The 11,888-nt window shown below is 63.2% G+C and carries 13 protein-coding genes and 2 tRNA genes; 5 read left to right on the top strand and 10 right to left on the bottom strand.

The genetic code is table 11. The features are described 5' to 3' along the window. Positions 1-184: 184 nt before the first annotated feature. Together FXY94_RS00815 and FXY94_RS00810 are read right to left on the bottom strand one after the other, a co-directional pair. The gene (locus FXY94_RS00815; protein WP_016663107.1) at positions 185-490 is read right to left on the bottom strand and encodes a PTS sugar transporter subunit IIB; all 306 of its coding nucleotides are present in this window, start codon (positions 488-490) and stop codon (positions 185-187) included. Further along, complete coding sequence (locus FXY94_RS00810; RefSeq protein ID WP_016663106.1) at positions 490-972, bottom strand: CarD family transcriptional regulator; 483 nt, start codon at positions 970-972, stop codon at positions 490-492. Before FXY94_RS00810 ends, FXY94_RS00815 begins: the two co-directional genes overlap by 1 nt. Positions 973-1,203: 231 nt before the next feature. On the opposite strand from FXY94_RS00810, the gene FXY94_RS00805 reads away from it, so the two are divergent. Beyond that, positions 1,204-1,677, top strand: coding sequence for a hypothetical protein (locus tag FXY94_RS00805; RefSeq protein ID WP_016663105.1), 474 nt, complete (start codon positions 1,204-1,206; stop codon positions 1,675-1,677). Between the two features lie 516 nt (positions 1,678-2,193). On the opposite strand, the gene FXY94_RS00800 is transcribed toward FXY94_RS00805, so the two are convergent. After that, positions 2,194-2,571: a DUF4235 domain-containing protein gene (locus FXY94_RS00800; RefSeq protein WP_016663104.1), complete on the bottom strand. Its 378-nt coding sequence runs from the start codon at positions 2,569-2,571 to the stop codon at positions 2,194-2,196. A gap of 127 nt (positions 2,572-2,698) precedes the next feature. On the opposite strand from FXY94_RS00800, the gene FXY94_RS00795 reads away from it, so the two are divergent. Next, complete coding sequence (locus FXY94_RS00795; RefSeq protein WP_147594859.1) at positions 2,699-2,902, top strand: hypothetical protein; 204 nt, start codon at positions 2,699-2,701, stop codon at positions 2,900-2,902. 135 nt (positions 2,903-3,037) lie between these two features. Here FXY94_RS00795 and phoU read toward each other — a convergent pair whose 3' ends face one another. Beyond that, positions 3,038-3,715: a phosphate signaling complex protein PhoU gene (gene phoU / locus FXY94_RS00790; RefSeq protein WP_016663103.1), complete on the bottom strand. Its 678-nt coding sequence runs from the start codon at positions 3,713-3,715 to the stop codon at positions 3,038-3,040. Positions 3,716-3,774: 59 nt separating this feature from the next. Here phoU and FXY94_RS00785 point away from each other — a divergent pair, with 59 nt between their 5' ends. After that, positions 3,775-5,046 (top strand): sensor histidine kinase, encoded by a 1,272-nt coding sequence (locus FXY94_RS00785; protein ID WP_016663102.1) that lies wholly within the window; start codon positions 3,775-3,777, stop codon positions 5,044-5,046. Positions 5,047-5,051: 5 nt separating this feature from the next. Continuing rightward, a complete protein-coding gene (locus tag FXY94_RS00780; protein WP_016663101.1) occupies positions 5,052-5,762 on the top strand; it encodes a response regulator transcription factor in 711 nt (236 codons plus the stop codon). A 13-nt stretch (positions 5,763-5,775) separates the two neighbouring features. Here FXY94_RS00780 and trmB read toward each other — a convergent pair whose 3' ends face one another. From trmB to FXY94_RS00750, 6 genes are all read right to left on the bottom strand, one after another. Beyond that, positions 5,776-6,579, bottom strand: coding sequence for a tRNA (guanosine(46)-N7)-methyltransferase TrmB (trmB, locus tag FXY94_RS00775; RefSeq protein WP_016663100.1), 804 nt, complete (start codon positions 6,577-6,579; stop codon positions 5,776-5,778). Beyond that, the gene (locus FXY94_RS00770) at positions 6,572-7,042 is read right to left on the bottom strand and encodes a QcrA and Rieske domain-containing protein (RefSeq protein WP_016663099.1); all 471 of its coding nucleotides are present in this window, start codon (positions 7,040-7,042) and stop codon (positions 6,572-6,574) included. Before FXY94_RS00770 ends, trmB begins: the two co-directional genes overlap by 8 nt. Before the next feature lie 75 nt (positions 7,043-7,117). Then, the gene (locus tag FXY94_RS00765; protein WP_016663098.1) at positions 7,118-9,640 is read right to left on the bottom strand and encodes a glycoside hydrolase family 65 protein; all 2,523 of its coding nucleotides are present in this window, start codon (positions 9,638-9,640) and stop codon (positions 7,118-7,120) included. Next, positions 9,637-10,395, bottom strand: a complete 759-nt coding sequence (locus FXY94_RS00760; protein ID WP_016663097.1) for an HAD family hydrolase — start codon at positions 10,393-10,395, stop codon at positions 9,637-9,639. The genes FXY94_RS00765 and FXY94_RS00760 overlap by 4 nt, the downstream gene beginning before the upstream one ends. An 80-nt stretch (positions 10,396-10,475) precedes the next feature. Then, complete coding sequence (locus FXY94_RS00755; protein WP_016663096.1) at positions 10,476-11,159, bottom strand: NAD(P)H-binding protein; 684 nt, start codon at positions 11,157-11,159, stop codon at positions 10,476-10,478. A 361-nt stretch (positions 11,160-11,520) separates the two neighbouring features. Next, positions 11,521-11,594, bottom strand: a tRNA-Gly gene (locus tag FXY94_RS00750). Positions 11,595-11,794: 200 nt separating this feature from the next. Between FXY94_RS00750 and FXY94_RS00745 the strand changes: the two genes are divergently transcribed. Next, a tRNA-Pro gene (locus FXY94_RS00745) sits at positions 11,795-11,868 on the top strand. Positions 11,869-11,888 lie beyond the last annotated feature (20 nt).

Raw genomic sequence — 11,888 nt, 5'->3', positions numbered from 1 at the left:
CCGCCGCCCTCAGTGTTTACCGAACGCGACACGATGACGGCGGAGCAGCCGTCGGACCGCGAAGCCTTTGCCAAGGCGCGCACTTGAACCCACCGGAACCGCCCGGCCTCGCGGTGCAGTTCGGGGTTCAAGAAGCGGGGAGAGCGCTGAAAAGCGCGCGGCCACCGGCCCGCGCGGCACGGAGCTAGGCCTGCGGATCCTCGCGGCGCGAGGTGAAGCCGAGCAATTGGTCGAGCGCCTCGAATGTCACTCTCGAATCTGTGCCGAGTAGAAGCGGCATCCCACTCAACTGAGGGATCCCAATTGACGTGGGAATCGTGACCGTCGTGACAATCGCATCGGCGGAAAACTGCGGCGACAGCAAATCCATCACGGTTGCCTGCGTAACGTTCACGTCAATCTTGCGAACGTCGTAATGCGCCTCGATGCGCTTGCGGATCACCGAGGAGGTCGCCACCCCGGCGCCGCACACAACCGCGACATGTTTCATCAGGACGCGAGAACCTCGTCGAGAATTTCCTCGGCTCGCTCAGGCGAGCAATCCTCTGCAAGCGCAAGCTCGGAGGTGAGAATCTGGCGAGCCTTCGAGAGCATTCGCTTCTCACCCGCGCTCAAACCGCGGTCCTGATCGCGGCGCCACAGGTCACGAACGACCTCGGCAACCTTCTTGATGTCACCCGAGGCAAGCTTCTCCACATTCGCCTTATAACGGCGCGACCAGTTCGTGGGCTCCTCAACATAAGGCTGGCGAAGCACCTCGAAAACCTCTTCGAGGCCCTTTTGGTCGACGACATCGCGCACGCCCACCATGTCAACATTCTCCGCGGGCACCTCAATGGTGAGATCACCCTGCGCAACCTTGAGCTTCAGGTACTTCTTGACCTTGCCCTTGATGGTGCGCTCGTTGACTTCTTCGATGAGCGCCGCACCGTGGTGCGGGTAGACGACTGTTTCGCCGACATTAAAATTCATGAGTTCAGGTCCCTTTCGTCCAGCATCCATTCTAACATCCACGTGTGTGCTATATTTCGCCGCCACATCATTGGGCGGTGACGCCCGAGTGTGGGGTAGTCTGTGAGGGTGCTGCTAGCGCGGCGGTTCCCCCTCCGGGTGGGCTCTTAGTCCCGGCCGGGAAGTCCCGCTTCGCGACGCAAACCATTACGTCATCGACAACTACGTGACCTCAAAATCGCAGGAGTCAGAGTGAAACTTCGTCCCCTCTCCCGCGCTGCCGCGCTCATGGGCATCGCCGCCTTCAGCCTCAGCGGTTGTGCCTATTTCAACCCGACGCAAACCCACCACTTCTACCAGCCGGCAGAGGGCGCCCTCCTCAACTTCACGCCCGAAGGTGCCTCGAAGCCCGTCGGCGTCCGCAATCTCCTCGCTGTCAAAGGGGCGAACGGCGTACAGGTCACCGGCGCAATCGTGAATCAATCGACCGAGGATTTCACCGTCAGCCTCGCCTTCGTCGAGGGTGCTAACGGCGGCGCGAGCATCAACGTGCCCGCCGGCGAAACCATCAAGATTGGCGGCGAGGGCGTCGACCCCATCCAGGTCACGACCTCGAAGAAGCCGGGTGACAACCTTTTCGTCGATATCACCGTTGGCAACGAGACGCAGCGCCTCACCGTGCAGCTGCTCGACGAATCCCTCGAATACCTCGCGCCTGAAAAGTAGTCGACGCTGAATTCATGTGGCGGCCCCGCATCGCGGGGCCGCTCACTTTTAATTCGAGTGCATCCTGGTCCCGCGGTTTGACCTAGGTTCCTACTGGCCCCGCGTTTTTGCCTTGGGTGCCCGCTTGCCCTGCGTTTTTGCTTTGGGTGCATCCTGGCCCTGTGTTTTTGACTCCGCGCTGGCACTGTATGCCTCGCGTTCTTTTTGAAAGTGGTGAAAAACGGCGTCAACTGCCCTCTTTTTTGGCTTCAAGTGGCTGTTTTTCACCACTTTGGATCTGTGCGCGAGTGGCGGGAACGGAAAAGGCAGAGGCGAAGAAAAGAGGCAGAGGCTGAGGCAACAGGTGCCGAGAGTCAAAAATGGAGGTGAGCGCTGGAAGCAGCGAGGAATCAGGCCAGGACCGGCGACGAATCAGGCAAGCAGCGACGAATCAGGAGGGCAAGGAAGCAGCTGGGGAGTGAAGATGGCAAAAGCCCGGCCCCCATGAGGCCGGGCTTCCATTTGAGTAGTCGCTATTTAGCCGCGGTTCGCGCGCGGGCGACGCGCCACGAGACGCTCCGCCCCCGACTGTGCGCCCTTCTTCGCCACCTGCTGCAGACCCGAGATGACAACGCCGGACAGGATCGTGAAAAGGGCGACCTTCCAAGCATCGACGTCGTCGTACTCGCTCGTCATGGCCTTGATCTCGGCCTTCGAGGCGCCATCCTTCTTTGCCTGCTTCTGGCGAGCCTTGAGGTCTTTCTTTGCCTGCTTCTCGAACTTCGAGTCAGGAACTTCCTCGTCGAAAGCGCGATGCCAGCCGGCCTCGAGCGCCTTCTTCGCGAGGATCGACGTTCCAATCCCGGCAACCGTCACGATAGCGCCGACCAGGGGATTGCTGGGCTTCGAGGGCATAGGAACTCCTGTCGCTGTTGATGCGGGTACCGCCACAGGTTACCGGGAGAATCTGGAACGAGTTAGGGTTCCGACGGTTGCCCAGCCCCCGGTCAATTCTCGCTTTGTACCCCTCGCAAGTTTCCAAGTGGTGATTTTTAGCCACCTCACGTGCGATATCGAGGGGATAAACACCGTTTTTCACCACTTTGAAAAAGAAGAGGTGAGGAGGAAGGAAAGCAGGGGAGGAGGAAGGAGAGCGGGGGAGGAGGGGCGGGTGAGGAGGAAAGACAGCGGGTGGGGAAGAGGGGAAGAGGGGAAGAGGGGGAGGCATGAGAAGGAAAAACGGTGAGTGGGGGCGCGGCTGGTGGGGGTGTGGAGTAAGCGGGTAGCAAAAGCGGGGCCCCGGCCAGAAGCCGGAACCCCGCTTTTTACTGAAAGACTGAGCGCCCAGGAGTGCGGCGCTGCTAAGGAATCGCCTAGCGGATCAGAACTCGTCGACGTCCGTGTGTGGGTTGTGCGAGTCGAGCGAATCGCCTGTCACGAGGAACACCACGCGGCGCGCAATCGATACGGCGTGGTCGCCAAGGCGCTCGTAGAAGCGAGCGAGCAGCGCAAGGTCAACGGACTCCTTGACGGAGTAGGAGGCGTCGTCGGCGGAGAGCGCGGCGTAAACCTCGTCCATGGCGCGATCCACGTTGTTGTCGCGCTCCTCGATGACGGCGGCGAGGGCTATGTCGTAGCTCTCGAGGACCTTCCCGGCATCGTGGACGGCGTTGAGGCTGAGATCGGCGAGCGTCTCGACGGTCGGCTTGAGATCAGCCGGGATGACCTCGTTCGGGTGGCGGCGGCGCAGCACGAGCGCGATGTGAGCGGCGAGATCGCCCATGCGCTCAAGCGACGCGCTCATGCGGAGTGTGGCAACGACCGTGCGGAGGTCCGTAGCGACGGGGGACTGCGTCGCGAGGACGTCAATGGCCTTCTCGTCGAGCTCCGCCTGGAGATCGTCGATCTCCTGGTCGCGGACGATGACCTTCTCGGCGAGCGCGAGGTCGCCGGTGAGCAGCGCCTTCGAGGCGTCCTCGAGTGCGGTGGCGACGAGGGAGTTCATCTCCATCAGGCCATCGCGCAGGACCTGAAGTTCATTCTGGAATGCTGCACGCATCGGATCGTCCTTTTCTCTAGGGGCAGTAATGCACCTCCCATTTTCCCGGTGGGAAGTGAATGTTGGCAAACCCCAAGGTGAATAACCAGGAAACGAAATTGGGTTCGATGGGGCGCGGGGAGCCGTCGGACCCCGAGACCGAGTACCCTGGTGGGGTGAATTCCGTTGCTCTCCTCTTTGTCGCTGCCGCGTGCGGCCTTGTGGCGGGAGTTGTGGCGACCTACGCGGCGCTGCGTGGGAGCCGGCCTGTGCCGGAACCGGCGAAGCCGGTTATCCCGGAGCCCACCTCCGAAGTGCTGTCGATCCTCTCGAGCGCGTACGTACTGCTCGATTCGAGCGGCGACGTCCTGCGCGCCTCACCCCTTGCCTATAGCTATGGCCTCGTGCGCACCACCGGCGGAGACTACCCGCGGCTCGCGCACCGTGATCTCATCGACATCGTCACCCAGGTCTCGCGCCAAGGTGGCTTCCGCGAGCAGATGCTGACGAACGAGAAAACCACCCGCTCAGATCTCAACACGCCCACTGTTGTGAGCGTGCGCGTGGGCGCGCTCAGCAGCTCACGGCGAATCCTCGTGCTTGCCGATGACCTCACGAAGCAGTCCCGCGTCGAAGAAACGCGTCGTGACTTTGTCGCGAACGTCTCGCACGAATTGAAAACCCCCGTCGGCGCCTTAACGCTCCTCGCGGAAACGATGGAGGACGCCGCAGATGACCCCGAAGCCGTGCGCCGCTTCGCGAGCCGCATGCAAACTGAATCGCGGCGCCTCTCGCTCCTCGTCCAGGAAATCATCGAGCTGTCGCGCGTGCAGGGGGCGCAATCTTTTGCCGACGCCTCCACGGTCGACGTCGACTCCGTGGTTGCCGAAGCTGTTGCCCTCAACCAGAACCTCGCCTCGGGCCACGGCATGACGATCCAGTCCGGTGGCACGCAAAACCTCGAGGTTTTCGGAAGCTCGACGATGCTGACCACGGCACTGTCGAACCTAATCATGAACGCGATTACGTATTCACCGCCGAACACCCTCATCGGCGTATCGACCCGCCGCCATAACGGCATGGTCGAAATCTCCGTGAAGGACGAGGGGATCGGCATCTCGCCCGAAAATATGGAACGCATTTTTGAGCGTTTCTACCGCGTGGATAAGGCACGCTCCCGTGCGACCGGCGGCACCGGCCTTGGCCTGTCGATCGTGAAGCACATTGCGAGCAACCACGGGGGCGAAGTCACAGTATGGTCGAAGGAGGGCTCAGGTTCGACGTTCACGCTTCGAATCCCCGAGCTCGCCGACGATTCACCACGGGATCTGCCCATTCACACAGGAGAATAGGAAACATGGCACGCATCCTCATTGTTGAAGACGAGGAGAGTTTCTCGGACGCGCTCAGCTACTCGCTGCGCAAGGAGGGATATGAGGTCGCGGTGGCAAATACCGGCGACCGAGGGCTCGCGGTGTTCCAGGTGCATGGGGCTGACCTCGTGCTTCTCGACCTCATGCTTCCCGGTATGAGCGGCACTGATGTGTGCCGCGAGATCCGCAAGACGTCGAGCGTGCCCGTTATCATGCTCACCGCGAAGGATGACGAGTTCGATAAGGTTCTCGGTCTCGAGCTCGGCGCCGACGACTACGTGACGAAGCCGTATTCGTCGCGCGAACTTCTCGCTCGCATCAAAGCCGTTCTTCGCCGCGGCGAGCAGCAGAAGGCACCCGGCCAGGACAGCGTTGAAGACGAGGCCGTGCTGACGGCCGGCGGGATCGAGATGAACGTCGATCGGCACGTGGTGCGGGTGCGTGGCGTGGATACGCCGCTTCCCCTCAAGGAGTTCGAGCTTCTCGAGATTCTGCTGCGCAACGCCGATCGTGTTCTCACGCGCGGCCAGCTCATCGATCGCGTGTGGGGCTCAAACTACGTGGGCGACACGAAAACCCTCGACGTGCACATCAAGCGCTTGCGCGCGAAGATCGAGGTCAATCCGAAGAGCCCGGAGCTCATCGTGACGGTGCGCGGCCTCGGCTACAAGTTTGAGTCGCCCGCGGAGGCCTAACCCGTCGGAGCGCTTACGGTTTTTGGTAGGCGAACTCCCACACGAGGCGCCCAGCCGCCGTTGCCTTCTTCTCGAAGGCGGTGCGCACGCGCCCGTCGAACCGCGGCGCAAACCCCTCGTTCGGCATTGCGTCGCTCACCGAGTCAGACGCGGTGCCCTCGGGCCTCGGCCCTGACGGGTGGAGGTTCACGAGCAGCCCCTCGGCCGCGACGGTCTCGAAAGCGGCGTGCTGGTGCTCGGCGTAGTCAGCCCAGTCGGTCGCGGTGCGAATAATTCCGCCCGGCTCGAGGAGCGTCGTGAGGGCCCGCAGGAACTCGGGAGAGACCAGCCGACGCTTGTGGTGTTTTGTTTTGTGCCACGGGTCTGCAAAGAAGATCCACACTTCACGGATCGATTCGGGCCCGAGAAGCGTGGGCAGGGAGTTCTCGGCGTCGACCTCGAGCATTTTCACGTTGCGGGGCAGGCACAGGCGCTCGAGGTGGAGCATCGTTTGGGCAAGGCCCGGCTTGTACACCTCGAGGGCGAGGAAGTTTTCGCTCGGGCGCGAGGCCGCCGCGGCGGCGATGCAATCGCCCTGCCCGGAGCCGATCTCCACGATGAGCGGGTTCGCATTCCCGTACAGTTCCGAAACGGACAGTCGCACGGAAGGGTCGGCGAGAGTCGAGCGGGCCCCGCGCGGAACGTCCACGACGTACTGAGCGGCATGCGCCTGCCACGCGCGCTCCTGGGCGGCGTTCAGACGGGAGCCGCGACGCACGAAGCTGACGACCTCGCGCCGAACTCGCCCGTCGCTCGTGAGATTCGAGGCCTCAGGCACGGGTAACCTTGCCGTCGGCGACCTTAAGGGCCACTTCGGTTAGGGGCTTCTCGGCGGGACCGCCCTTGACGTCTCCCGTTTGAGAATCAAACGTCGAATCGTGGCACGGGCAGTGAAGCACGGGCCCCTCGGGGTTGAGGGCGCAGCCCTGGTGCGTGCAGTATGCCTCGAAGCCGTGGAGGTCATCGCCGCTTCCACGGACGACGGCGACGAATGCCTTTTGCCCGCCGAAGTTCACGATGGTCGTCTGGTTTTCGGGAAGGTCCTCGAGGGAAACGGCGCCCGAGTCATCGACCTGGACTTCCTTTGCCTTGAGGCCACCGCGATCCGGGCCACAGCCGGCGAGGGCAAGCGCGGCAGCACCGGTCAGACCGAGCGCGCCGAGATCACGTCGCTTCACGCACGGTGGCAGCTCACTGGTGGGCTCGGCGGGAAGATCAGCACGGACGATGCGCGGTTTCATGGCTCTCTTTCGATGAAAAAACAGGGTCCGACGCCTGCCGGGCAAGCGTCGGACCCCAATTTTATCCCCCGGACCCTAGCCTTCGTGCTCCTCACACGCCGCCTCCGGGTACTCCCACGGCGAGTTCGGGTCGGGCACGGTCGAGGTGATGAGGGTGCCGTCGGCGCGTGAATCGCCAACGTAGTGCGCCTCGATGTCGCCGTCCTGGAGGATGGGGCCCTGGCCATGGAGAGGAACCCTCACGCTCTCGTTCGTGATGCGGACCGTTTCGCCGCGCACGCTGACCTCGAGCTCCTCGCCCTCGTCGAGCGTGAAGGTGATGTCGCCCTTCGTGATCCGCACGGTGAAGCGGCTGCCGCGCACGGTGAGAGGGAACTCAAGGGCGGGCCATTCATCGGGCAGGCGCGGGTCGAAGCTGATGTCGCCGTCGTTGAAGCGCATGCCGCCAAAGCCTGCGACGAGGCCGTTCCACACGCCGCCCGCGGAGGCGATATGAACGCCATCCTTCGTGTTTTTGTGCAGGTCGGCGAGGTCAACGTAGAGGCCCGTGAGGAAGTAATCGAGGGCGAGATCCTGGTGGCCCACCTCTGCAGCCATGATCGACTGGACGACTGCGGACAGGGTCGAGTCGCCGGTCGTGATCGGATCGTAGTACTCGAAGTTCGCCTTCTTGTGCTCGGTCGTGAATTCGGCACCGCGCAGGTAGGTCGCGAGGACGACGTCCGCCTGCTTGATGACTTGGAAGCGGTAGATCACGAGCGGGTGGTAGTTGAGCAAAAGCGGGAAACGGTCGGCCGGGGTGGACTTGATGTCCCACACCTCGCGATCGAGGAAGCGGTCGTCCTGGGGATGGATGCCCATCGTTTCGTCGAACTCGATGTACATGCCTTCGGCGCAGGCCTGCCACTCGTCGATCTCGCGCTCGTCGAGGTCAATTTTTTGCACGAGCGCGCGGTAGGCCTCGGGGAGGCGTTCGCGCAGATCGAGCAGTGTGCGAGCGGCCCGCTCGAGGTTGTATTTCGCCATGACGTTCGTGAACAGGTTGTTGTTCACGACCGTCGTGTATTCGTCGGGCCCGGTCACGCCGTGAATATGGAACGTCCGCTCGCCATTGGTACGCCAGAAGCCAAGATCGGCCCACATGCGCGCGGTCTCCGCGAGGACTTCGGCGCCTTGGAGGTCGAGGAAGCTCGTATCGCCCGTGATGTCGTTGTAGGTGGCGAACGCCCACGCGATGTCCGCGTCGATGTGGTACTGCGCGGTTCCGGCCGCGTAGTAGGCACTCGCCTCGTCGCCGTTAATGGTGCGCCACGGGAAGAGGGCGCCCCGCTGGTTGAGCTCACGGGCTCTCTCGCGGGCCGCATCGAGAAGGTTCACGCGGAAGCGCAGGGCATTGCGTGCCCATTCCGGCGAGGTGAAGGTGAGGAACGGGACGACATAGATGTCGGTATCCCAGAAGTAGTGGCCTTCGTAGCCGGAGCCTGTCATGCCTTTCGCGGGGACTCCCGCTTGGTCGGCACGAGCGGCGGCTTGTGCGAGCTGGTAGATGCACCAGCGGGCCGCCTGCTGCACGGCACTTTGGCCCTCGATGCGGATGTCCGAGCGTTCCCAGAAGCGTTTGAGGAATTCCCGCTGTGCGTCGTGGTAGTTCTCAAGCTTGTGCTTGTGTACGCGGTCGAGCGTGCGGCGGCATCGATCCTGGAGCTCGCGCACCGGCACACCCGGTGCAAAGTGGTAGGCAACGGCCTTCTTGACGAGGAATTTCTCGCCCTCGGGCAGTTCGCCACGCATGATGAATCGACCCATGTCGTCGTCGATTTTGACGAGGCTCTGGAAGTCGATTTCCGTCTCGACTGTGTGGTCGGCGGCAACGCCAACGCCGATTCCAGAGTGGGCGGTGCGATAGCCCATGAGCACGCGGTCGCCGGAGGCGTGATTGTCTTCCGGGATCAGCACGCGCGTGTCAAACGACGTGGTTTGCCGCGGATCGTACTTGTTCTCGCCGGCACGCGGGGCCGTCGCGGGCGCGGCATCGACGTTGAGGTCCTGGCGGTTGATGATTTGGGAAGAGATCGCGATCGGGGCGCTTCCCTTGACCATTTCGACCTCGAGGGACATGAGCGCGAGGTGGCGGTCGGTGAAGCTCACCATGCGGCTAGAGCGCACGCGCACCTGGGCACCGCTCGGGGTGCGCCACAGAAGATCGCGGCGCAGAACGCCTTCGCGGAAGTCGATCCAGCGCTTGTATTCGAGGAGGTCGCTCGTGGAGACGTTGAGCGGTTCATCGTCGACGTAAAGCTTGATGACGGTCGAATCGGGTGCGTTCACGATGGTCTGCCCGGTCTTCGCGAAGCCGAACGCGTTCTCGGCATGCTTGATGGGCCAGGTTTCGTGGAACCCGTTGAGGAACGTGCCGTGACTTGCGACGTCGCGGCCCTCCTCGGGCGTGCCGCGCATGCCGAGATAGCCGTTGGCGGTCGCGAAAATCGTTTCGAGGAAACCGAGCTGTGCGCCGGGGCGCGACTCGACGAGCTGCCATTCATCCACGGGCAGGTGGACCCTGTCCATGGGGTCGGCGGAGACTTTATGGATGCTCATGCCAGCTCCTTGAGGTCGTCAACAACGATGGTGGCGCCGGCTTCGGCGAGCGCCTCTTGGCCCACGCCGCGGTTAACGCCGATGACGGCACCGAAGTTGCCCGCGGCCCCGGCCTGCACGCCGCTCGTAGCGTCTTCAAGCACGACGGCTTTCTCGGCGGGCACGCCCACGAGCTTCGCGCCATAAAGGTAGGTGTCGGGGGCGGGTTTGCCCTGGATCGAGTGTTCGGCTGCGACGTTGCCGTCCACGATCACCTCGAAGCGTTCGAGCAGTCCAGCGGCCTTCAGCACGGTGCGGGCATTCTTCGAGCTCGAGACGATCGCGATTTTCGCAGTTTCGGGCAGCGAGTCAAGGAACGCGAGCGTGCCGGGATACGGCTCGACCCCTTCCTGCTCGAGGATGTCGAGCACGAGGGCGTTCTTGCGGTTACCGAGGCCGCAGACGGTCATGGCGGCGGGGGCGTCGTCGGGATTTCCTTCGGGCAGGTTAATCCCGCGGGAGGCGAGGAAACTCCTCACGCCGTCGTAGCGCGGCTTGCCATCCACGTACGTGAAGTAGTCCATGTCGGTGTATTTGGCCTGCCCCTCGTAGTCCACGAGCACCTGGTTGAACATACGACTCCAGGCTCGCATGTGGACGTCGGCGGTGGGGGTGACGACCCCGTCGAGGTCGAAAAGGTAGGCGTCAAAGCTAGCCGCGTTGAAGGAAGCGGCGGGCGTGGGATCTTGGGGAGCGTTCGTCGCGTTCTCAGTCACGGAATAACTGTAGGTGGCGGGGCTGAACGGTGTCGCACAGTTTCGTCGAGTGGTGTGGGGTTTTTGAGTTTTCTCTCCCGCTACCCCTCGCTGAGCACGTCTTCTCGGCCGATTCCATCCTCGTAGCGGGAGGCGAGGATGGCGCGGGCAGCGTTGGCGGCAGTGATGTCGGCGCTCGCGGTCGGCGCGTACGCGGCGGGCGTGCGCTGGACGGACGCGGGCCCGGGTGCCACGAGTATCGGCGGGTGCAGGAGAAGCGTCGTGTCCAGACCCGAGAGCCGCACGAGCTCGAGGGCACGGCGGGCAGCCAGCAGGGATGGGTCTGGTGTTCCGACGGTTGCCCACGCTCGCGTTGCTCTTTCGGCGAAGGAGCGTTCGCGGCGCGGAGCTTCGGCCTCGCGCGTGCCGTGCACGGTGCAGCGGAGGGCATCGAGTGGCGCCGTTGCGATGAGCCGGCGAATTCCAGCGCGCCGCATCGCGCGAACAGTGCTGGCGGCGAGCTTTTCGGCATCCTCGTGGGCCTCGAGAACGAGGAAGACCGCTGTTGCGCCGTGGAGTCGAGCGGCGTACTCCTCGAGGTCGTCCGGGATCGCCGCGTAGGTGATCGCGCGCGAAAAATGCGTGAGGCGTTCGGGCTGGGCGCTCAGCGCCACTACATCGCCGCCGTTTCGAAGGGCGAGGTAGGCCTCGCTCACGAGAGCGTCGCCGAGGGGGCTCGCGGCGTCAACGATCGCGAGTGCTTCGCGGGGCTGGGGTGTGCTCATGGGCGGAACCTTTCTTCGCGGTAGAGGCGCGAGGGGAGGCGCCGGAATGCGGGAGCGGGGGTTGTCCCGCGGCGAGCCCATGGATCTCTTTGGCGCCCGACCCCCTTCTTGGAGCCGCATCACTTCCCCATATCGAGATAGTTAAGCGACATCATCAGCCTACTCATGGAGAGTGAGCGATGCTGTCATAGCGCTAATGCACTAAGGAGGGGTCTGCGTGAGAGCGCAGAGAATCGTGGGGCGGCATTCGCGATGAGTCCCGCGTTGCATTCGAGGTTAGCTGTCGGGCGAGAGCCGTGCGCGCGCTGAGCGGGGTCGAAACCCCCACAAGGTCTATGCAATCCGAGGGGGAAGGGGGAGATGGAGCGGGTGACGGGAATCGAACCCGCGTAATCAGTTTGGAAGACTGAGGCTCTACCATTGAGCTACACCCGCGAGAAGCGCCCGAGCGCTTCAGGGATCTATATTGCCACATGCCGCGCCCTTGCCCAAGGCGTGGACGTGCGGCGTGAGGAATGTATCTCGTCACATCGCGCGAGTGATGTCGCAGCGCCCTCAGGTGGCGGCGGGTAAACTTGGCTGGGTTGCCATAACGGCTTTTGCGGTTCGAAGGAACGTTGGCTGGTGTGGTGGACCGGGATGTAGCTCAGCTTGGTAGAGCGTCCGCTTTGGGAGCGGAAGGTCGCAGGTTCAAATCCTGTCATCCCGACGTCGCAGGGGCCGCCACGT

Origin of the sequence: Dermabacter jinjuensis (assembly GCF_902381725.1) — a bacterium.
Taxonomy (GTDB): Bacteria; Actinomycetota; Actinomycetes; order Actinomycetales; family Dermabacteraceae; genus Dermabacter; species Dermabacter hominis.
The sequence above is the reverse complement of the archived record's forward strand: the minus strand, read 5'-3'. Positions and strand labels throughout refer to the sequence as shown.